This is a genomic window from Amycolatopsis lexingtonensis, assembly GCF_014873755.1.
GTDB classification, from domain to species: domain Bacteria; phylum Actinomycetota; class Actinomycetes; order Mycobacteriales; family Pseudonocardiaceae; genus Amycolatopsis; species Amycolatopsis lexingtonensis.
On the sequence record NZ_JADBEG010000001.1, the window covers coordinates 627,635 to 649,440 of the forward strand.

A 21,806-nucleotide genomic window follows, 5' to 3' on the forward strand; every position below is an offset into this window, starting at 1 on the left:
GCTCTCTGCGAGGGACCATGGAAACCATTTCCCAGCCGATTCCCGGTACGCCGGAAAAGCTCGACGACGGCGAATCGTTCGCGACCCTGCTGGCCCGGTGGGCGCGGGTGCTCGGCGGCGAAACCGCCGTCACGTACCTGGACCACCGCGCCGCCGCGGACGGTCGCGCGGTCACGCTCACCTGGCGGGCGCTCGACGAGCGGGTCGACGCGGTCGCGGCGCGGCTCGCGGACATCGCGGCGCCGGGGGAGCGGGCGGCGGTACTGGCCGGGCAGTCGGCCGACTACGTCGTGGCTTTCCTCGGCGCGCTGCGGGCCGGGCTGGTCGCCGTGCCGCTGTTCGCCCCGGGGCTCCCCGGCCACGAAGGCCGCCTGGCCGGGGCGCTCGCCGACTGCACCCCGCGGGTCGTGCTCACCACCGCGGCGGACTTCGACGCGGTGCGCCAGTTCCTGATCCGACCGAAAGCAGGCGGACGCGGGGCCGCAGCCGATCCGCGCGACGCAACAGTTTCCGCCGTGGCTGCCGTCGGATCGGGAACCAACGACACAGTCACCGCCGGGCCCGAGGTCGTCGCCGTGGACGCGGTGCCGGAGGCCGAAGCGCGCGAGTGGCCGCGGCCCGATCCGGACGCCGTCGCCTACCTGCAGTACACGTCGGGCTCGACGCGCTCGCCCGCGGGCGTGGTGCTGACCCACCGCAACGTGCTCGCCAACGCCCGGCAGGCCTGCGCGGCCTACGGGGTCGAGAGCCGGACGACGTCGACGGTGAGCTGGCTGCCGCTGTTCCACGACATGGGCCTGATCCTGGGTATCGGCGCGCCGATGGTCGGCGGGATGGCGGCGGTGCTGATGGACCCGCTGGCGTTCCTCGAGCGGCCCGCGCGGTGGTTGCAAGCGCTTTCGGCGAGCCCGGGGGCGATCAGCGCGGCCCCCAACTTCGCCTACGCCTACAGCGCTTCCCGCGTGACCGAGGCCGAAAAGGACTTCCTGGAGCTGAGCCGGGTCGTGTCGCTGATCAACGGCAGCGAACCGGTGCTCCCGGCCACGATCGCGAAGTTCCAGGACGCCTTCGGCGGGTGCGGGCTGCGGCCTGAAGTCCACCGATCGTCCTACGGCCTGGCGGAGGCCACCGTGCTCGTTTCCGTGACCGGCAGCGGGAAGGAACCCCGGCAGGTCACGTTCGACCGGGACCGCCTCGCCGCCGGGTTCGCCGTGCCGGCCGCGTCCGGCACCACGCTCGTCTCGTGCGGCCGCCCGGCCGGCCAGCGGGTGCGGATCGCCGACCCGGTGACCGGAAATGCCGCCGAGCCGGGGGAAGTCGGCGAAATCCGGGTCAGCGGGCCGAACGTCGGCCGCGGCTACTGGGGACGGCCCGACGCGTCCGCGGCGATCTTCGGCCTGCCCCCGCTGGACCCGGACACCGGTGCGGGCTGGCTGGCGACCGGCGACCTCGGCGTGCTCTTCGACGGCGAGCTGTTCGTCACCGGCCGGCTCAAGGACCTGGTCGTCGTCGACGGCCGCAACCACTACCCGCAGGACATCGAGCAGACGGTGGAGGCACACCCGGCCGTGCGGCCCCACTCGGCGGCGGCCTTCGCGATCGACGTCCCCGACGGAGAGGCGGCGGTGGTCGTGCTGGAACGCGCGAAGGACGCCGAAGCCGACGTCGCCGACGCGGTCGCGGACCTGCGGGCCGCGGTGTCGGCCGGGCACGGGCTGCGCCTGCACGACGTCGTCTTCCTGGCGCCCGGCGAGGTGCCGCGGACGTCGAGCGGGAAGATCAGCCGGGCCCGCTGCCGGGCGTCCTATGCGGACGGTTCGCTGGCCGAGCGGCGGCTCGCGTGAACGCGGCCGGGATCCGCGCCTGGCTGCTGGAGCGGCTCGGCGACGTCGACGCCGACCGTCCCCTCCACGAGCTGGGACTGTCCTCACGGGACGCGACGGCGCTCGCGGCCGACCTGGGCCGGTTCGTCGGCCGCCCGCTGGCGCCGACGCTCGTCTGGCAGTACCCGACGATCGCCGCGCTCGCCACCCACCTGTCCACAGTGGAATCAGCACGGATCCCGGAGCCGGTGGGGGAGACCGGGGAACCGATCGCGATCATCGGCCTCGGCTGCCGCCTGCCAGGCGGGATCGAGTCCCCGGAGGCGTTCTGGCGCTTCCTCGATGCCGGTGGTGACGCGATCGGCGACGTCCCGGCGGGCCGCTGGGAAACGTTCGCGCCCGCCGAAGACCTTGCCGGCGTGCCGGCGCAGGGCGGCTTCCTCGACGACGTCGCCGGGTTCGACGCCGCGTTCTTCGGCATCACCCCGCGCGAAGCCGAGGCGATGGACCCGCAGCAGCGGATCCTCCTGGAAGTCGCGTGGGCGGCGCTGGAGCACGCCGGAATCCCGCCGCACCGCCTGCGCGGCAGCCGGACCGGCGTGTTCGTCGGGCTGTCGGCCACCGAGTACGGCTCGCTGACGATGACCGACGTCGCGGGCGTCGACGTCTGGTCCGGGACCGGGGCGGCGGCCAGCATCGCCGCGAACCGGCTGTCGTACCTGCTCGACCTGCGCGGGCCGAGCCTCACGCTGGACACCGCGTGCTCGTCGTCGCTGGTCGCGGTGCACCAGGCGGTGCAGAGCCTGCGCCGCGGCGAGAGCGAAATCGCGCTGGCAGCCGGGGTGAACGTGCTGCTGTCGCCGGGGATCACAGCGGGGTTCCACCGGGCGGGGGTGCTCGCCGCCGACGGCCGGTGCAAGCCGTTCGACGCCGCCGCGGACGGCATTGTGCGCGGCGAGGGCTGCGGCGTGGTCGTGCTGAAGCCGTTGCGCGCGGCCCGGCGGGACGGCGACCGCGTACTGGCGCTGGTGCGGGGCAGCGCGGTGAATTCGGACGGCCGCTCCAACGGGCTGACGGCGCCGAACCCGGAAGCGCAGGCCGCGCTGTTGCGGGACGCCTACGCGGGGATCGATCCGTCCTCAGTGGACTACGTCGAGGCGCACGGAACCGGCACGCCGCTGGGAGATCCGCTGGAGGCCGGGGCGCTTTCGGCGGTCCTCGGGCGTGACGCGGACCGGCCGTTGCTGCTCGGCTCGGTCAAGAGCAACCTCGGGCACCTCGAAGGGGCGGCCGGGATCGCCGGAGTGCTCAAGGTGGTGCTGGCGATGACGCACCGGCGGCTGCCCCCGAGCCTGCATTTCCGTGCGCCGAACCCGTACATCGACTTCGACGGGCTGCGCGTGGTCACGGAGGGGACCCCGTGGCCGCGGTACTCCGGGACGGCGCGGGCCGGGGTGTCGGCGTTCGGGTTCGGGGGCACCAATGCCCACGTCGTGCTCGAAGAGTGGCCCGCCGCGGCGTTTCCGCCCCGGGTGGCTGCGGCAGGGCCGCAGGTGTTCGCGCTCTCGGGACGGTCGGACGCGGTGTTGCGGGCGCGGGCCGGGGAGCTGGCGGATTGGCTCGACGGGAGTAACGTGCCGCTGGGTGCGGTCGCGGCGACCCTGGCGCATCGGCGGGAGCACCTCCCGGTGCGGGGCGCGGTCGTGGGCGAGCGCCGGGAAGAAGTCGTCGAGGCGCTGCGCGAGCTGGCGGCCGGACGGGGTGTCGCGGGCCAGGCCGAACCCGAGCCCAGCGTCGTCTTCGTCTTCTCGGGCTACGGGTCGCAGTGGCCGGGCATGGGCCGGCTCCTGGTGGAATCGGAGCCCGACTTCCGGGCCGAAATCGACGCGCTCGATCCCGTTTTCCGCGCCGTAGCGGGGTTTTCCCTGCGGGAAGCGCTCGACCGGGACCTGCCGGATCTCGCCGCGACCCAGCTCACCCTGTTCGGCGTGCAGCTCGCCCTCGCCGCGCTGTGGCGGGCGCACGGCGTCACCCCCGCGGCCGTCCTCGGGCACTCGATGGGTGAGGTCGCCGCGGCCGTCGTCGCCGGGGCGCTGGACGTGGCCGACGGCCTGCGGGTGATGGCCACCCGGGCGCGGCTGCTCGCCGAACTCGACGAGTCGGGAGCGGGGGCGATGGCCGTCGTCGAGCTCTCGCCCGCCGAACTCGCGGAGTTTCCGGAGGTCGCCATCGCGGTGTACGCGTCGGCCACCCAGTGCACCGTCAGCGGGCCCGCCGACCAGGTCGAAGCGCTGGTGGAGCACGCCGAACGCCTCGGACGACTCGCACGGAGACTGCCCGTCGGCGGGGCCGGGCACTCCGCCGCCGTCGACGCCGTGCTCGGTCGCCTCTGTGAAGACCTGGCCGGGCTCACCCCGGGCGAGGCCGGAATTCCGTGCTACAGCAGCGTTCTCGACGACCCGCGGGAGCGGCCCGCGTTCGACGTCGAGTACTGGGCCGCGAACCTGCGCCGTCCGGTGCGGTTCAGCCAGGCCCTCGCCGCGGCGGCCGCGGACGGGCACACCGCCTTCGTCGAGATCGCGCCGCACCCGGTCGCGCTCGCCGCGATCGAGCAGGCCGGCGTGCTCGGCCTGCCGTCGGGGAGCCGGCGGATCGACGAGCGGACGGCGTTCTTGACCAGCCTCGCCCGGCTGCACGTCCTGGGCGTGCCCGGCGTGCTCGACGCCCGGCCGCCGGCGGCGCCCGTCGAGCTGCCCGGGCCCGTCTGGCGGCACGAGCGGTTCTGGCTGCGGCGGCCCGTCCGCGCCGGCGGCGGGCACCCGCTGCTGGGTGTCCACATCGAACACCCGGACGGCGGCCACCTCTGGCGCGCCGACGTCGGCACCGCGGTGCTGCCGTGGCTGGCCGACCACACCGTGCGGGGCCTGCCGGTGTTCCCGGCCACCGGGTTCCTCGAGCTGGCCTTGGCCACCGGCGGGCACGTGCGCGACCTCGAACTGCGGGAAGTGCTCCCGCTGGCCGAGCACACCGAGGTGACGACCAGCCTGTCCGGCGGCGAGCTGAGCGTGCACGCCAAGTCCGCGGCCGGCGAGTGGGTCCGCCACGCCACGGCCCGCATCGGGACCGGCGGGACGCCGTCGCCGCCGCTCGGCGAGGTCGACGGGGAGCCCGTCGACGTCTACCGCGCGCTGGCGGAGCTGGGCCAGTCCTACGGGCCGGCGTTCCGCGGCCTGCGCCGGGTCGTGGCCGCGGACGGCCGCGCGTCGGCGTCGATCGCGCTGCCCGGAGCCGACCACCCGGCGTACGTGCTGCACCCCGCCCTCGCCGACGCCTGCCTGCACGCGCTGGCCGCGGCCGTTGGCGCGGCGGACGTCCTCTACCTGCCGCTTTCCGTGGGCGAGGTGGTCGTCGCGGGCGAGCCGCGCGAGGGCGTGCGGGTGGACGCGATGGTCGCCCCGTCCGGCGACGGACTGCTCGGGAGCGTCCAGCTGGTCGATGCCGAGGACGTCGTCCTGGTCGAATTCCGGGACGTCTACTGCCGCCCGTTGCGCGACGCGGCGCTGGGACGGCTCCTCCTCGAAGCGACCTGGCAGCCGGCGGAGCTTCCCGTGGCGCCGGAGCGCCCGCACCACTGGATCGAGCTGGACACGGACCGCCTCGGCGATCGCGCGGTGCTCGCGAAGCTGGTGCGGGACGGGGAAACGACCGCGGTCGTCGCGCGCCTCGGTTCGGCGGGCGACCCGGATCCGGCGTCCGCCGCGCGGCTGGTCGAGACGCTGACCGGGGTCGTCGCCGAACTGGCCGAGCTGCCGGCGCCGCCGCGGTTGTGGCTGGCCACGGCGGGGGCGCAGGCCGTCCGGCCAGGGGAGGCGGGTGAGCCGGGGCTGGCCGCGGTGCGTGGGCTGGTGCGGGTGCTCGCGTTCGAGCACCCGGAACTGCGGGCGTCCTTGGTGGACTTGGACGACTTCGCGCGACTGGGTGATGAGGTCCGCGCGGATGCTCCGGACGACGAGATCGCGTGGCGCGACGGCGTCCGGTACACCCGGTGGCTGACTCGTCCGGAACTCGGGGAGGCGGTCCGCGAACCGGTCCGGGACGGCGCCTACATCATCACGGGCGGCTTGGGCGGCCTCGGCTTGGTGACGGCGAAGTGGCTGGCCGAGCGCGGGGCGACGCGGGTGGTGCTCAGCAGCCGCCGCCCGATGGACGTCGGGGAGCTGGGTACCGAAGTCCGCGTGGTGCCCGGTGACATCGCCGAACCGGGGACCGCCGAAAAGCTGGTCGCGGCCGCCGTCGAAGGGGGCGTGCCGCTGCGTGGGGTGCTGCACGCCGCCGGTGTGCTCGCCGACGGGGCCGCGATCACCCTCGATGCCGGGGCGCTCGAGGCCGTCTGGCGGCCCAAGGCGCTGGGCGCTTGGCGGCTGCACCAGGCGACCGCCGGGCACGACCTGGACTGGTGGCTCGTCTACTCCTCCGCCGCCGCGCTCTTCGGGTCGCCGGGCCAGGCCGCCTACGCCACCGCCAACGCCTGGGCCGACGCCCTCGTCGCTTGGCGTCGGGCTCAAGGGCTCCCCGCCGCGACCATCAACTGGGGCGCGTGGGGCGAGGTCGGCGCCGCGGCCGGGTCGGCGAACCCGGTGCTGACGCCGCTCGGTACCGACGAAGCCCTGGCCGCGCTCGACGCCGTTCTGGCGTGCGACCGCCAGGAAACCGGAGTCGCCCGCATCGACGCCGGTACCGTCCTGGAACTGTTCCCGCGGCTCGCCGAACGCCCGTTCTTCAGCCTGTTCAGCCCGCCGAAACAGTCCACTTGGGACGGCATGAAAACCCTGCGGGCCGGGACGCCCGAGCGGGCCAGGGCCGCGATCGCCGACCACCTCGCCGGGCTCATCGCAGACCTGCTGGGCTTCGCCGAGGTCGATCGGGACGTGCCGCTCACCCGGCTCGGGCTCGATTCGCTGTCGGCCATGCGGGCCCGCGGTGCCGTGGAACGCGATTTCGGGCTGCCGCTGCCGATTCCGCTGCTCCTGCGCGGCGCCAGCCTCGGTGAACTCGCCGGGCACCTCGCCGAGCAGGCCGGGTTCGGGACCGCCGCGCCCGTCGAGCGGGTCGTCGCCGGGCCGCGGGATCCGGCCGAACGGTGGGTGGCGCGCCATTGGCGGACCGTCGTGGGCGGGGCCGAACCCGGCGTGCACGACGACTTCTTCGCCGCGGGCGGCGATCCGGAACGGCTGCGGGCGCTGTTCGCCGCCGAACTCGACGTGGTGCCCGACCGGCTGTTCGACACCCCGACCGTCGCCGCGATGGCCGATCTGCTGCGGCCCGAGCTGGAAGGGCACGGGGGCGGGCCGGTGCGGGTGCTGCGGGACGGCGTCGCCGATCCGGTGTTCCTGTTCCACCCGGCGGGCGGCCGGGCGAGCGTCTACCGCGAGCTGGTGCGGCTGCTGCCGGAAGGGCAGCCGGTGTACGGGTTCGAGCGGATCGACGACGAGGACACCGTCGAGGGCAAGGCCGCCTGCTACGCCGAGCTGGTCCGCGAGATCCAGCCGGACGGCCCCTACCGGCTCGGCGGCTGGTCGTTCGGCGGCTGCCTGGCCTACGAGACCGCGCGGCGGCTCGGCGGCGCCGAACTGGTGTTCCTGATCGACACCATCCTGCCGCTGCCCGCACCCGAAACCCCGGTGGAAGAGCTGCTGCTGGACCGCTTCGACCGGTTCGCCGACCACGTTTCGCGGACGTACGGGGTGCCGTTCTCGGTGCCGCGCGAGGAACTCACGCGCCTCGACGAGGACGCGCAGATCCGGTGGGTGATGGCGAAACTCGCCGAGCACGTGCCGGACCTCGGCGCCGGGGTGCTGCGGCACCAGTACGAGTCCTATGTGGACGCCCGGGTCGCCGAGCGGTACACCCCCGCGCGCTACGACGGGCGGGTGGTGCTGCTGCGGGCGCAGGACCCGCACCCGCTGACCACCGCGCTGGACCCGCGGTACCTGCGCACCGACGACACCCTCGGCTGGGACGCGTACTGCCCCGCGCTCGACGTCGTGCGGGTGCCCGGTGACCACGTGTCGATGATCGACCCGCCGCACGTGACGGAGCTGGCGGCCGCGCTCGCCGCGCGGCTCGGGACAGGGGTGCGGTGATGGACGAACTCATGCCGGGCACGGCGTTCCGGATCGCCGACCTCGCCGCGCGGCAGGACGAAGCCGTTCGGATCGCCGAGAAGCGGGCCGTCGACCGGCAGCACGCCAAGGGCAAGCTGACCGCGCGCGAACGAATCGGCCTGCTGCTGGACCCCGGATCCTTTGTGGAGCTGGACCAGTTCGCGCGGCACCGGTGCGCCGAGTTCGGGATGGACGCCAACCGGCCGTGGGGCGACGGCGTGGTGACCGGGCACGGCACCGTCGACGGGCGGCAGATCTGCGTGTTCTCCCAGGACTTCAGCGTCTTCGGCGGGAGCATGGGCGAAGTCTCGGGCGAGAAGGTCCTCAAGGTGATGGACCTCGCGATGTCGCTGGGCTGCCCGGTCGTCGGGATCAACGACTCCGGCGGCGCCCGGATCCAGGAAGGCGTCGTCTCGCTGGCGTACTACGCCGAGCTGGGCCGCCGCAACGCGCACGCCTCCGGCGTCATCCCGCAGATTTCGATGATCATGGGCCCGTGCGCGGGCGGCGCCGTCTACGCGCCCGCGATCACCGACTTCACCGTGATGGTCGACGGGACCTCGCACATGTTCGTCACCGGCCCGGACGTCGTGCACGCGGTCACCGGCGAGCGGGTGACCGCGCAGGAGCTCGGCGGCGCGGCCGTCCAGTCCGAAGTGGCCGGCAACGCCCACCACCGCGCGGTGTCCGAAGAGGACGCCGTCGAGTGGGTGCAGACCCTGCTCGGCTACCTGCCGCAGAACAACCTCGACCTCGCCCCGGAGTACGCCGACGACACCAGTCCCGTCGTCACGCCGGCCGACCTCGCGCTCGACCGGCTGGTGCCCGACTCGCCACACCGGACCTACGACATGGCCGAGCTGATCGCCGCGCTGGTCGACGACGGCGACTACACCGAGGTGCACAGTGCCTTCGCACCCAACATGATCTGCGCGTTCGGCCGGGTCCAGGGCCGGTCGGTCGGCGTCGTCGCCAACCAGCCGCGCCACCAGGCCGGCGTGCTCGACATCGACGCGTCCGAGAAGGCGGCCCGGTTCGTGCGCTTCTGCGACGCCTTCGGGATCCCGCTGCTCACCCTCGCCGACGTCCCCGGCTACCTGCCGGGCACCGGGCAGGAACGCGGCGGGATCATCCGCCGCGGCGCGAAGCTGATCTACGCCTACTCGGAGGCGACGGTGCCGAAGGTGACCGTGGTGGTGCGCAAGGCTTACGGCGGCGGCTACGCGGTGATGGGCTCGAAGCACCTCGGCGCTGACGCCGTGCTGGCGTGGCCCACCGCCGAAATCGCGGTGATGGGGGCCGAAGGCGCGGTGCAGGTGCTGCACCGGCGCGAGCTGGCCGCGTTGCCGCCGCAGCAACGGGAAGCCACCCGCCGCCGGCTCACCGAGGAGTACCGCGAGCGCCACGGCGGCCCGTACCTCGCCGCCGAACGCGGGTACGTCGACCAGGTCGTCACGCCGTCGCAGACCCGCCTGCACGTGGCGCGGGCGCTGCGGACCCTGCGGACCAAACGGCAGACCCTGCCGGCGAAGAAGCACGGCAACATCCCCCTGTGACGAGTCGAGGAGTCGCGATGAAGCGATGGGCTTTGCTGGCGTTGTCCGCCGTGCTCTTGGTGGCCGCCGGGGGCGTGACCCCGGCCGTGGCCGCCCCGGCGGTGGCCGACGACGGGGCGAAGGTCGTCGGGGAGACCTGGGTGGACGCCCGGACCGTCGACCTCAAGATCAGCTCGCCCGCGCTCGGCACCACCGGGATGGTCCGGCTGATCGTGCCGGCCGGGTGGGCCGCGCAGCCGAGCCGGACCTGGCCGGTGCTGTTCCTGCTGCACGGCTGCTGCGAACCCGTCGACTACAAGTCGTGGGACCAGTTCACCGACGTCAAGGCGTTCACCGCGAACAAGGACGCCCTCGTCGTGATGCCGACCGACGGGCCGGCCGGGATGTACACCAAGTGGTGGAACTTCGGCTTGGGCAGCACTCCCGACTGGGACACCTTCCACACCGCCGAAGTGCGCCAGATCGTCGAACGCGGCTACCGCGGCGGCACTCAGCGCGCGGTCGCCGGGCTGTCGATCGGCGGGTACGGCGCGCTCGCGTACGCGTTCAAGCACCCGGGGATGTTCGGCGCGGCCGCCTCCTACAGCGGCGTGCCGAACACCCTCTTTCCCGGCATCCCGGTCTGGATCATCGGCATCCTCGCCCGCGCCGGCATCTACAACTACCTCCAGCTGTGGGGCGATTCCTTCGGGATGCGGCCGCTCTGGTCGGCCGCCAACCCGTACGACCACGTCGACCAGCTGCGCGGCACGGCGCTCTACATCTCGTGCGGCAACGGCCAGACCGGGCCGCTCGACCCGCCCGGCCAGTCCGACGTCCTGGAGCCCTCGGCACTGCTGTCTTCGCAGAGCTTCACGGATCTGCTGCGGGCCAAGGGGATTCCCGCGACCGTCGACTACTACGGGCCGGGCACGCACAGCTGGCCGTACTGGCAGCGGGCCCTGCACAACTCCTGGCCGGTCCTGGCCGGCGCCCTCGGCCTGCCCGCCTGACCGAATTCCCCTCTACCGATGGAGGTTGTGGTGAAGTCCGTCCACGTGCGACAGCTGGTGTCGGCGCTGGTGAGCTGCTGCCTGGTGGCACTGGGGGTGGTGGCCGCGAGCCCGCCCGCCGGCGCGGCGCCGATCCTGCCCGGGCCGTTCGACGACTCGTTCTACACCCCGCCGTCGCCGCTGCCGGCCGGGAAACCCGGGGACGTGCTCCGCTGGCGCCCCACCGTCCCGCTGCTCAACGCGGCCAACGCCGACGCCTGGCAGGTGATGTACCTCTCGACCAACGCACAGGGCCGGCCGGACGCGGTGACCGGGACGATCCTGGTGCCCAAGGGGAAGGACCCGGCCACGGCGCCGATCGTCGGCTACGCGGTGGGCACGCAGGGCCCGGCGTTCAAGTGCACGGCGTCCAAGGCGATGGAGCGGGGGACGCTGTACGACCAGCCCGCCATCAACGACTCGCTCTCGAGCGGGTACGCGGTCGCGGTGACCGACTACGAGGGCTACTCCCCGGCGACCGTGCCCACCTACATCACCGGGCAGTCGATGGGGCCGGCCGTGATCGATTCGGTGCGGGCGGCGCAGAACCTCCCGTCCGCCGGGCTGGCCAAGGGCGCCAAGGTGATCTTCCAGGGCTACTCGCAGGGTGGCGGCGGAGCGATGTGGGCGGGGGAGAAGCAGCCCTCGTACGCGCCGGAGCTGAACCTCGTCGGTGTCGTCGCGGGCGGGATCCCGGCCGACCTCACCGAGGTCGCCAAGGGGCTCGACGGGTACATCGGGTTCGGGTTCCTCGCGTTCGCCGCGGTCGGGCTGGACGCGGCCTATCCGGACCTGAAACTGGATTCGTTCCTCAACGACACGGGCCGGCAGCAGTTGTCGGACGCCAAGAAGAACGCCTGCGTCGCGGAACTGCTGCTGAACTATTCGTTCAAGAAGATCAGTGACTACACGACGTCGAACCCGCTGGCCACTCCGCAGTGGCAGGCGCGGCTGGCGCAGAACAAGCTGGGTGCGAACCCGCCGCGGGTGCCGGTGTTCCAGTACCACGCGAGCACCGACGAGATCGTCAACACCCCGCAGGCGGAGACGCTGCACCGGACGTACTGCGCGGCGGGCGTCCGGGAGCAGTGGAAGACCTACATCTCCGACCACGCCACCGGGATCTTCGCCGGCAACGCCGACGCCCACCAGTGGATCGTCAACCGCTTCACGGGGGCGGCGGCGCCGTCGAACTGCTGAGGCGTCAGACCTTCGTAGCGGCGAAGGCTGCTGCGTCGGCGGCGTTGTTGCCGTAGCTCAGGTGGGCCAGGAAGTTGAAGCCGCCCGCCTGGCAGATCGGATCGCCGCCGGCGCAGTAGTCCTTGGTGCGGCTCTGATACGTGCCGGTGACCTGGCGGCCGAGCGCGCGGATCGGGTTGCCGAACAGCAGGATCGCCGCGATCCGGGGCGCGAGGTCGGCGGGGATGGTCGCGACGATCGGGCCGCCGACGACGGCGCCGTCGCTGCTGATGCCGATCGAGTTGTCGACGACGTTGGCGCCCTGGGAGTAGCCGATCAGCACGAACCGCTGCTGCGGGCAGGCCGCGGCCTGCGCTTTGACGTGGTCGACCAGATCGGTGTTTCCCTTCTGGACCGACGCGGGCTCGCCGAGGTCGGCCGGGTAGTCGACCCGGTAGCTGCTGAGCGAACGCGGGCGCAGCGTGTTCTGGACCGCTTGGTAGACGGGGTCGCCGACGATGAAGCCCAGCGTGCCGGGTTCGCCGGTGCCGCGGGCGACCGGGACGTCGATGTCGGTGCACGGCGCGGCGGCCGAGGCCGCGGGTGCAGCGGCGACGCCGAGACCGGTGACGGCGAGGCCGAGCGCGGCGGCGGCGGAAAACAGGCGTGTTTTCATGACTGATCAACACCTCTTCGCGGAAAACGGAGTCGGCAAGCGCTTTCCGGGTGTGCCGGAATCGCTTTCATCGGCAGCGTCGCAGTGGCCGCCGACCGCGGCAAGAGGCAATTCCGGAATTGTTCAGCGGGTGACAATCAGTCCGTTGTGGACGCTCAGGTGGCGCACTGGCGCGCTTCGCCGACGTGGTCGAGCAGCGCCGGGTCGAGGCCGCGCAGCGCGGCCATGACGAAGCCGGTGGCCAGTTCGCCCGCCGCGATCGGGTCGACGCCGGGGGAGTGCGAGACGTGCATCGCGGCGCGGCCGACGAGGCCCACCATCATCGCGGCGAGCAGTTCCGCGCCGGGGCCGGGCGTCCGGCCCCGGGCCAGCAGGTGCTCGCGGACCCGGGCGAGGACGTGCGTGGTGACGGTGTCGGCCAGCGCGCGGCGCTCGTTCGACATCTCGTCGACGGCGGAGTCGAACAGCAGCCGGAAGCTGTCCGGGTGGGCGCCGGCGTAGCTGAACATCGCCATCACCGAAAGCCGCACCCGGTCTTCCAGCGGCCGCCCGTTCGCGGTTTCGTAGGCGGCGAGCACCCAGTCCCGCAGCGCGGCGACTTCGCGGGTCACGGTGGCGCGGAAAAGGGCCGCTTTGTCCCCGAAGTGCGCGTACAGCGTCGGTTTGGTGGAGTCGGCGCGGTCGGCGATCAGCCCCATGGTGGCCTGGGCGTAACCGCGCTCGGCGAACACGGCGCGGGCGGCGTCGAGCAGTTCGCCGTCGGTGGGCCGGGCGGCCGGGCTGCGGCGGGTGCTGGATCGATCAGGGGGACTCGGCCGGCTCATAGCGGTGTACTGTACGGTCCCGCTGCTTTACCGTCCGGTAAAGCTCGTTCCGTTCGCCCGTCCCCGGTGGAGGAACCCTGGTGTCGCCCGAAAGTGCCCGGCAGCGTGTCCCGGCTCCCCGGGACGACGGTGAAGAAGTGCTCGGGAGAAGCGAACTGGCGGCGCTCATGCGCCCCGCCCTCCCGGCGCTGGTGGACTGGATCGTGCAGGAGGTGTGGCGGGCCGTCCCGGTCTTCGCCCGGCCGGGGGACGGGTCCTACGGCCGCGTCACCCGGCACGGCGTCGAGTGCGCGGTCGCGCTCTTCGTGGACCTCGTCGAAGACCCGATGGCGCCGCGCGACCGGCTGTACGAGACCTGCCACCGGCTCGGCGCGGGCGAGGCGCGCGAGGGTCGGACGCTCGACGACCTGCAGGCGGCGTACCGCGTCGGCACCCGCGCGGGCTGGCGCTGGATCATGCGGCTCGGCCGCCGCCACCGGCTGTCGTCTACGGCGATGGCGCGGCTGGCCGAGATGCTGTTCGGCTACGCGGACGAGCTGGCCCGGATGTCGGCGCAGGGCTACCGCGAAGCGCGCGCGGAGATCGAGGGCACGCGGGCGGGCCTGCGCCGCCGGCTGCTGCGGCTCCTCGTCGGCCCGGGCGCCGTCCCGGAGCCGGTTCTCGCCGAGCTCGCGGCCGCGGCCGGCTGGCCGGTCCCCGCTTCGGTGGCGGCGATCGCGGCGGAGACGGCGGTGGGCCCGCCGTGGGGGCCCGAGGTGCTCACCGACCTCGAACCGCCGCAGCCGTACCTGCTCCTGCCCGCGCCCGTCGGCGCCGACACGCTGGCCCGCCTCGGCACGCGCGTGGCGGTCGGCCCGCCGACGGACCTCGCGGGCGCGGCCGATTCCCTGCGCTGGGCCCGCACCGCCCTGCGCCTGGTGGCCGGCGGCGCGCTCCCGGATGTGCCGGTGACGTGGTGCGCGGAGCACCTGACGACGTTGTGGCTGCTGTCCGACGCGCCGCTGGTGGACCAGCTGGCGGACCGCGAACTGGCCCCGCTGGCGCAGTTCCCGGACCGCACTCGGCGGCGGCTGGGGGAGACGTTGCTGTCCTGGCTGGAGAACGGCGGCAACTCGGAGAAGATCGCCGTGGAGCTGTCGGTGCACCCGCAGACGGTGCGGTACCGCGTGCGCCAGCTGAAGCAGGCGTTCGGGGACCGGCTGGAGAACGCGGACGCCCGGTTCGCGATGCAGGCGGCGTTGCGCGCGTCGGGTTTGCGCGGAGGTCTTGAATGAGTCATTCAGGACCTCCGAAGACCTGAATGACTCATTCAAGACACCGGCGGGCCGGGGCACCTTGCCCCAAGTGAGAACGTGTTCTAGTTTTGTGACGTGAAGACCGATCTGGGCCTGGCCGGTTCCGTGGTGCTGGTCACCGGCGGTGTCCGCGGCGTCGGCCAGGGCATCTGCAACGTGTTCCTGGCCCACGGCGCCCGCGTGGTCACCTGCGCGCGCCGCGAAGCGCCCACCGACGCCGAATTCGTCCAGTGCGACGTCCGCGACGAAGCGCAGGTCGCCGCGCTCGTCGAGGGGATCGTCGAGCGGCACGGGCGGCTCGACGTCGTCGTGAACAACGCCGGCGGGGCGCCGTACGTCCCGGCGGCGGAGGGCTCGCCGCGGCTGCACGAGAAGGTCGTGCAGCTGAACCTGCTGGCGCCACTGCTGGTCTCGCAGCACGCGAACGCCGTGATGCAGCGCCAGGACGACGGCGGTGCGATCGTGATGATCTCCAGCGTCAGCGGGACACGTCCGTCGCCCGGGACCGCGGCCTACGGCGCCGCGAAAGCCGGGCTCGACAACCTGACCGCGAGCCTCGCCGTGGAGTGGGCGCCGAAGGTGCGGGTCAACGCCCTCGACGTCGGGATGGTGCGGACCGAGCAGTCCCACCTGCACTACGGCAGCGAAGCCGCGGTCGAAGCGGTCGGGAAGACCGTGCCGCTGGGCCGGCTGGCCGAGCCCGAGGAAGTCGGCGCGTGCGCCGCTTTCCTGGCTTCGCCGCTGGCTTCCTACGTCTCCGGCGCGACCTTGCGCGTGCACGGCGGCGGTGAGGTCCCGGCTTTCCTCGCCGCGGCCGACGTCAACCATCGGGAGGATTCGTGAGCGGGTTGTGCCAGGACCGGGTGGTCGTGGTGACCGGAGCCGGACGCGGGATCGGGCGTGCGCACGCCCTCGCGTTCGCGGCGGAGGGCGCGCTGGTCGTGGTCAACGACGTGGCCGGGGACGCGACCGCCGAGGTCGTCGCCGAGATCGGGGAACTCGGCGGGAAGGCGGTGGCGAACACCTCGGACGTCGCCGACTGGACCGGGGCCGCGGAACTGATCGGCACGGCGCTGGAGACCTTCGGGCGCCTCGACGTGCTGGTCAACAACGCGGGCTTCGTCCGGGACCGGATGCTGGCCAACCTGGACGAGGACGAGTGGGACGCGGTGATCCGCGTGCACCTGAAGGGGCATTTCGCGCCGTTGCGGCATGCGGCCGCGCACTGGCGGGCCGAGGCCAAAGCGGGCCGGATGCCGCGAGCGCGGGTGATCAACACCAGTTCGGGCGCCGGGTTGCTGGGCAGCGTGGGTCAGGGCAACTATTCGGCGGCGAAGGCGGGTATCGCCGGGTTGACCGTCGTGGCGGCGGCCGAGCTGGCGCGGTACGGGGTGACGGTGAACGCGATCGCCCCGGCCGCGCGGACGCGGATGACCGAAGGGGTGTTCGCCTCGATGGCGAGGCCCGAGAGCGGCTTCGACGCGATGGCGCCGGAAAACGTCTCGCCGCTGGTCGTGTGGCTGGGCAGCGAGGAATCCTCGCACGTCACCGGCCGGATGTTCGAGGTCGAGGGCGGCAAGGTGTCGCTCGCGCAGGGCTGGCGGCACGGCCCGGCCGTGGACAAGGGGGAGCGCTGGGACCCGGCCGAACTCGGCCCGGTCGTCGCCGACTTGCTCGAGCGCGCGCCCGAGCCCGAACCCGTCTACGGAGCGAGCTGATGGGCATCCTGACCAAGCGCGACGCGCACGTCGAGGTCGTCACGGTCGACTTCCCGCCGGTCAACGCGCTGCCGGTGCAAGGGTGGTTCGACCTGGCCGACGCGATCACCCGGGCCGGGCGCGACCCGGACGTCCACGTCGTCGTGCTGCGCGCCGAGGGGCGGGGCTTCAACGCGGGTGTGGACATCAAGGAGATCCAGCGCAGCGCGGGGTACGACGCCCTCGTCGGCGCGAACCGGGGCTGCTACGCGGCTTTCGGGGCGGTCTACGACTGCCAGGTGCCGGTGGTCGCGGCGGTGCACGGCTTCTGCCTCGGCGGCGGGATCGGGCTGGTCGGCAACGCGGACGTCGTCATCGCGTCCGACGACGCCACGTTCGGTGTCCCCGAAGTGGAACGTGGGGCGCTCGGCGCGGCGACGCACCTGGCCCGGCTGGTGCCGCAGCACCTGATGCGCACGCTGTACTTCACCGCCCGCACCATCACCGCGGCCGAGTTGCACGCCCACGGCTCGGTCTACCAGGTCGTGCCGCGCGCGGAGCTGGACGACGCGGCGCTGGCCGTCGCCGCCGACATCGCGAAGAAGGACCCGCGGGTCATCCGGGCCGCCAAGGAGGCGTTGAACGGGATCGACACCCAGCAGGTGCACCGCAGCTACCGGTTCGAGCAGGGCTTCACCTTCGAGCTCAACCTGCTCGGCGCGTCCGACGAGGCCCGCGAGGAGTTCTTGAATGGCCGATAAGCGCATGACCGCCGACGAAGTCGCGGCGGAACTGGAAGACGGCATGACGGTCGGCATCGGCGGCTGGGGTTCGCGGCGCAAGCCGATGGCCCTGGTCCGCGCCATCCTGCGCACGCCGGTGAAGGACCTCACCGTCGTCTCCTACGGCGGTCCCGACGTCGGCCTGCTGTGCGCGGCGGGCAAGGTCAAGCGGGTCGTGTTCGGGTTCGTCACGCTGGATTCGATCCCGTTCGACCCGTGGTTCGGCCGCGCCCGCGAAACCGGCGCGATCGCGGTGACCGAATACGACGAAGGCATGTTCGGCGCGGCGCTTTCCGCGGCGGCGCAACGGCTTCCGTTCCTGCCGCTGCGCGCCGGGCTCGGCTCGGAGGTGATGCGCGCCAACCCTGACCTGCGGACCGTGCGCTCGCCCTACGCCGACGCCGAGGAGCTCGTCGCCGTCCCGGCCCAGCACCTCGACGTCGCTTTGGTGCACCTCAACCGCGCCGACGCCCGTGGCAACGCCCAGTACCTCGGCCCGGACCCGTACTTCGACGACCTGTTCTGCCTCGCGGCGGCGAAGCGGTTCGTGTCCGTGGAAAAGGTCGTCGGGACGGCGGAGCTGACGGCGGGCGGGCCGGTGCAGTCGCTGCTGCTCAACCGCGGCGCGGTGGACGGTGTCGTCGAGGCACCGCGGGGCGCGCACTTCACCACCGCGGTCCCGGACTATGGCCGGGACGAACGGTTCCAGCGCCACTACGCCACCTGCGCCAAGGACCTCGACGCGTGGCCCGGGTTCGTGGACCGGTTCCTCTCCGGTGACGAACGGACCTATCTGTCCGAAGTGGACAAGTTCGAGGCGGAGGCGGCATGAACGCGACCCGGGCCGAGATCGCCGTCGTGGCGGTGGCCGAGCTGTTCCGCGGCGACGGCGAGATCGTCGCCAGCCCGATGGGCCTGATCCCGCAGCTGGGCGCGAAGCTCGCGCGGCTGACGTTCGAGCCGGACCTGCTGATGTCCGACGGGGAGGCGTACCTGGTCACCCCGGACGGCGTGGTCGAGGGTTGGCAGCCGTTCCGCAAGATGCTCGACACGATCGTCCCGCACGGGCGGCGGCACGTCGTGATGGGCGCGAACCAGGTCGACCGGTACGGCAACCAGAACATCTCCGCCATCGGCGACCACGCGCACCCGAAGAAGCAGCTGCTCGGCGTGCGCGGCGCGCCCGGCAACACGGTCAACCACCGCACCAGCTACTGGGTGCCGAAGCACTCCACCCGGGTGTTCGTGGATGCTGTGGACGTCGTGTCCGGGGTCGGCTACGACAACGCGGCCAAGGCGGGGCCGTCCGCCGAGAAGTACCACGACGTCCACCGCGTTGTCACCAACCTCGGCGTGTTCGACTTCGGCACGCCGGACCACTCGATGCGGGCGGTGTCGCTGCACCCGGGGGTCACCCGCGAGGAGGTCGCCGAGGCGACGACCTTCGAGATCGACTTCACGGACGCCGGAACCAGCCGCGAGCCGACCGCCGAAGAACTGCGCCTGATCCGCGAAGTGCTCGATCCGAAGAGCTTCCGCGACAAGGAAGTCCCGGCGTGAGGACCGCGCTGACCCGGCTGGCGGGCGTCGAGCACCCGATCGTCCAGACCGGCATGGGCTGGGTCGCCGGCCCCCGGCTGGTGTCGGCGACCGCCGAAGCGGGCGCCCTCGGCATCCTCGCCTCGGCCACGATGACCTACCTCGAGCTGGAAGCCGCGATCGCCGAGGTCAAGAAGCGCACCGGGAAGCCGTTCGGCGTCAACCTGCGGGCCGACGCCGCCGACGCGGGCGACCGGGTGGACCTGCTCATCCGCGAAGGCGTGAAGGTGGCGTCGTTCGCGCTCGCGCCGCGGAAGGAGATGATCGCGAAGCTGCGGGACCACGGGATCGTCGTGGTCCCGTCGGTCGGCGCCGCCCGGCACGCCGAGAAGGTCGCCGGCTGGGGCGCGGACGCCGTGATCGTCCAGGGCGGCGAAGGCGGCGGGCACACCGGCGGCGTCGCCACCACGCTCCTGCTGCCGTCCGTGCTGGACACCGTCGACATCCCGGTGATCGCGGCCGGCGGCTTCTTCGACGGCCGCGGGCTCGCCGCCGCGCTGGCCTACGGGGCCGCGGGCGTGGCGATGGGCACCCGGTTCCTGCTCAGCAAGGAGAGCACGGTCCCCGACGAGGTCAAGCGCGTCTACCTCGGCCAAGGGCTCACCGGGACGGTCGTCACCCGCCGGGTCGACGGCCTGCCGCACCGGGTGCTGCGCACCGACCTCGTCGACCGGCTCGAGCGTTCCGGGCGGCTGAAGGGACTCGCGCAGGCCGCGCGAAACGCGCTCCGCTTCCGGAATATCACCGGACTGTCCCCGGTTGCCATGGTCAAAGAAGGCTTCGCGATGAAGCACGGCAACGATCTCACCTGGAGTCAGCTGGTCATGGCGGCCAACACCCCCATGCTGCTGCGTGCGGGGCTGGTCGAAGGCCGGACCGACGCCGGAGTGCTAGCGTCGGGGCAGGTGGTGGGCATGATCCACGACCTGCCCACGGTGGGCGAGATCGTCGAGGGCACGGTGGCCGAGGCGGGTGAGATCCTGCGGCGCCTCGGCCGGGAAACGGGAGGATGACAGTGGCGCTCAAGGTCGGTTACAAGGCGTCGCCGGAGCAGTTCGGGGCGCGCGACCTGGTCGAGTACGCCGTGCGCGCCGAGGAGGTCGGCCTGGACTCGGTCTGGGTGGCGGATCACTTCCTGCCGTGGCGGCACGAAGGCGGGCACGCGCCGTGGGCGCTGGCGTTCATCCCGGCGGTGGCGGAGCGCACGCGCCGGGTGCAGATCGGCACGAGCGTGCTGACCCCGACGTTCCGGTACAACCCGGCGGTGATCGCGCAGGCGTTCGCGTCGATGTCGCTGCTGTCGGAGGGCCGGGTGACGCTGGGCGTCGGCACCGGCGAGGCGCTCAACGAGATCGCCGTCTCCGGGATGGAGTGGCCGGAGTTCAAGGAGCGGTTCGCGCGGCTGCGCGAGGCGATCACGCTGATGCGGCGGCTGTGGACCGAGGACAACGTCTCGCACGACGGCGAGTACTACAAGCTGGTCGACGCGCGGATCTACGACCGCCCGGACCAGCCGCTGCCGGTGTACATCGCCGCGGGCGGCCCGGTGGTGGCCAAGTACGCCGGCCGCGCGGGCGACGGCTTCATCTGCACCTCGGGCAAGGGCATGGACCTCTACACCGAGAAGCTGATGCCGGCCGTGGCCGAGGGCGCGGAAGCCGCCGGGCGCGAGGTCAAGGACATCGACCGGATGATCGAGGTCAAGATCTCCTACGACCGCGACCCGGAGAAGGCGCTGGAGAACACGCGCTTCTGGGCCCCGCTGTCGCTGACGGCGGAGCAGAAGCACACGATCTCGTCGGCTGATGAGATGGAGCGGCTGGCCAACGAGCTGCCGATCGAGCAGGTCGCCAAGCGCTGGATCGTGGCGTCCGACCCGGACGAGGCGGTGGCGCTGGTGAAGCCGTACGTCGACGCGGGGCTGAACCACCTGGTCGTGCACGGCCCTGGCCACGACCAGGAGCGCTTCCTGACCCAGTTCTCCGAAGACGTCCTGCCGAAGCTGCGCGAACTCGGCTGATCACAGCCGTTCGATGATGGTGACGTTGGCGGTGCCGCCGCCTTCGCACATCGTCTGCAGGCCGTAGCGGCCGCCGCGGCGTTCCAGTTCGTGCAGGAGCGTCGCCAGGAGCTTGGTGCCGGTGGCCCCGATCGGGTGGCCGAGGGCGATTCCGCCCCCGTTCACGTTGACCCGGTCGGGGTCCGCGCCGGTTTCGTCCAGCCAGGCCAGGACGACGCTGGCGAAGGCCTCGTTGACCTCGAACAGGTCGATGTCCTCGATGGCCAGCCCGGCCTTGAGCAGCGCGTGCGCGGTGGCCGGGATCGGGCCGGTCAGCATCCACACCGGGTCCGCGGCGCGCACCGACAGGTGGTGGATCCGCGCGCGAGGCGTCAGGCCGTGCTCCTTCACGAACGACGCGGACGCCAGCAGGGCCGCGCTCGCGCCGTCGGAAATCTGGCTGGCCACCGCCGCCGTCAGCCGGTAGCCCTCACCCAACGGCTTCAGGCCGCGCATCCGCTCCAGCGACGTGTCCCGGCGCGGCCCCTCGTCGTGCCGGAAACCGTCGACCGGCGCGATTTCCGCGTCGAACCGCCCGGCGTCGATCGCCGCCAGCGCCCGCTGGTGGCTGCGCAGCGCGTACTCCTCCATGGTCTCCCGGCTGATGTCCCAGTGCGAAGCGATCATGTCCGCGCTGCGGAACTGCGAGACCTCGACGCTGCCGTAGCGCTCCTGCCAGCCCTTCGAGCCGGAGAACGGGTCCTCGAAGCCGTATTCGCGCCCGGCCAGCATGGCCGCGCTGATCGGGATGCGGCTCATGTTCTGCACGCCCCCGGCCAGCACCAGGTCCTGCGTGCCCGACATGACGGCCTGGGCGGCGAAGTGGACGGCCTGCTGGCTCGACCCGCACTGCCGGTCGACGGTCACCCCGGGCACGTGGTCGCCGAACCCCGCCGCCAGCCACGCCGTGCGCGCGATGTTGCCCGACTGCGGCCCGAGGGTGTCGGTGCAGCCGAGGATGACGTCGTCGACGAGGTCCGGGTCGACGCCCGTGCGCGCGACGACCGCCTGGATGACGTGCGCGCCGAGGTCGGCGGAGTGCCACCCGGACAGGGCGCCGCCGCGCCGGCCGACCGGGGTGCGGACCGCGTCGAGGAGGAAGGCTTCGGGCACGGGCGCTC

16 protein-coding genes are annotated in these 21,806 nt (G+C 72.8%); 13 read left to right on the plus strand and 3 right to left on the minus strand.

Annotation, left to right across the window (positions count from 1 at the left end):
* Nucleotides 1–17 precede the first annotated feature (17 nt).
* From H4696_RS02920 to H4696_RS02940, 5 genes are read left to right on the plus strand one after another with little or no spacing between them, the layout of a single operon-like run.
* Entirely contained in the window at nucleotides 18–1,844 is a 1,827-nt protein-coding gene (locus H4696_RS02920; protein WP_086856084.1) for a fatty acyl-AMP ligase, read from the plus strand.
* Nucleotides 1,841–7,966 carry a type I polyketide synthase gene (locus H4696_RS02925; RefSeq protein WP_086856085.1) on the plus strand — a complete coding sequence of 2,042 codons (6,126 nt, stop codon included), beginning with the start codon at nucleotides 1,841–1,843 and terminating at the stop codon, nucleotides 7,964–7,966. The genes H4696_RS02920 and H4696_RS02925 overlap by 4 nt, the downstream gene beginning before the upstream one ends.
* On the plus strand, nucleotides 7,966–9,543 hold the full coding sequence (locus H4696_RS02930) for an acyl-CoA carboxylase subunit beta (RefSeq protein ID WP_086856086.1): 1,578 nt from the start codon (nucleotides 7,966–7,968) through the stop codon (nucleotides 9,541–9,543). The genes H4696_RS02925 and H4696_RS02930 overlap by 1 nt, the downstream gene beginning before the upstream one ends.
* Before the next feature lie 17 nt (nucleotides 9,544–9,560).
* Entirely contained in the window at nucleotides 9,561–10,535 is a 975-nt protein-coding gene (locus tag H4696_RS02935; RefSeq protein ID WP_086856087.1) for an alpha/beta hydrolase, read from the plus strand.
* A 54-nt stretch (nucleotides 10,536–10,589) separates the two neighbouring features.
* Nucleotides 10,590–11,774 carry a lipase family protein gene (locus H4696_RS02940; RefSeq protein WP_143264907.1) on the plus strand — a complete coding sequence of 395 codons (1,185 nt, stop codon included), beginning with the start codon at nucleotides 10,590–10,592 and terminating at the stop codon, nucleotides 11,772–11,774.
* A gap of 4 nt (nucleotides 11,775–11,778) precedes the next feature.
* Here the strand turns inward: H4696_RS02940 and H4696_RS02945 are convergent, their stop codons facing one another.
* Together H4696_RS02945 and H4696_RS02950 are read right to left on the minus strand one after the other, a co-directional pair.
* A complete protein-coding gene (locus H4696_RS02945) occupies nucleotides 11,779–12,429 on the minus strand; it encodes a cutinase family protein (RefSeq protein ID WP_086856088.1) in 651 nt (216 codons plus the stop codon).
* Between the two features lie 155 nt (nucleotides 12,430–12,584).
* Nucleotides 12,585–13,253, minus strand: a complete 669-nt coding sequence (locus H4696_RS02950) for a TetR/AcrR family transcriptional regulator (RefSeq protein WP_086856089.1) — start codon at nucleotides 13,251–13,253, stop codon at nucleotides 12,585–12,587.
* 137 nt (nucleotides 13,254–13,390) lie between these two features.
* Between H4696_RS02950 and H4696_RS02955 the strand changes: the two genes are divergently transcribed.
* From H4696_RS02955 to fgd, 8 genes are all read left to right on the plus strand, one after another.
* The gene (locus H4696_RS02955) at nucleotides 13,391–14,527 is read left to right on the plus strand and encodes a PucR family transcriptional regulator (RefSeq protein WP_249026821.1); all 1,137 of its coding nucleotides are present in this window, start codon (nucleotides 13,391–13,393) and stop codon (nucleotides 14,525–14,527) included.
* 96 nt (nucleotides 14,528–14,623) lie between these two features.
* On the plus strand, nucleotides 14,624–15,391 hold the full coding sequence (locus H4696_RS02960) for an SDR family oxidoreductase (RefSeq protein WP_086856090.1): 768 nt from the start codon (nucleotides 14,624–14,626) through the stop codon (nucleotides 15,389–15,391).
* Nucleotides 15,388–16,266, plus strand: a complete 879-nt coding sequence (locus H4696_RS02965) for an SDR family oxidoreductase (RefSeq protein ID WP_086856091.1) — start codon at nucleotides 15,388–15,390, stop codon at nucleotides 16,264–16,266. The genes H4696_RS02960 and H4696_RS02965 overlap by 4 nt, the downstream gene beginning before the upstream one ends.
* Nucleotides 16,266–17,006, plus strand: a complete 741-nt coding sequence (locus tag H4696_RS02970) for an enoyl-CoA hydratase family protein (RefSeq protein ID WP_086856092.1) — start codon at nucleotides 16,266–16,268, stop codon at nucleotides 17,004–17,006. The genes H4696_RS02965 and H4696_RS02970 overlap by 1 nt, the downstream gene beginning before the upstream one ends.
* The gene (locus H4696_RS02975) at nucleotides 16,996–17,859 is read left to right on the plus strand and encodes a CoA transferase subunit A (protein WP_086856093.1); all 864 of its coding nucleotides are present in this window, start codon (nucleotides 16,996–16,998) and stop codon (nucleotides 17,857–17,859) included. The genes H4696_RS02970 and H4696_RS02975 overlap by 11 nt, the downstream gene beginning before the upstream one ends.
* Nucleotides 17,856–18,587 carry a CoA-transferase subunit beta gene (locus tag H4696_RS02980; RefSeq protein WP_086856094.1) on the plus strand — a complete coding sequence of 244 codons (732 nt, stop codon included), beginning with the start codon at nucleotides 17,856–17,858 and terminating at the stop codon, nucleotides 18,585–18,587. Before H4696_RS02975 ends, H4696_RS02980 begins: the two co-directional genes overlap by 4 nt.
* Nucleotides 18,584–19,639: an NAD(P)H-dependent flavin oxidoreductase gene (locus H4696_RS02985; protein WP_086856095.1), complete on the plus strand. Its 1,056-nt coding sequence runs from the start codon at nucleotides 18,584–18,586 to the stop codon at nucleotides 19,637–19,639. Before H4696_RS02980 ends, H4696_RS02985 begins: the two co-directional genes overlap by 4 nt.
* Before the next feature lie 2 nt (nucleotides 19,640–19,641).
* Nucleotides 19,642–20,646 (plus strand): glucose-6-phosphate dehydrogenase (coenzyme-F420), encoded by a 1,005-nt coding sequence (fgd, locus tag H4696_RS02990; RefSeq protein WP_169734796.1) that lies wholly within the window; start codon nucleotides 19,642–19,644, stop codon nucleotides 20,644–20,646.
* On the opposite strand, the gene H4696_RS02995 is transcribed toward fgd, so the two are convergent.
* Nucleotides 20,647–21,798, minus strand: a complete 1,152-nt coding sequence (locus H4696_RS02995; RefSeq protein WP_086856097.1) for an acetyl-CoA C-acetyltransferase — start codon at nucleotides 21,796–21,798, stop codon at nucleotides 20,647–20,649.
* Between the last annotated feature and the right edge of the window lie 8 nt (nucleotides 21,799–21,806).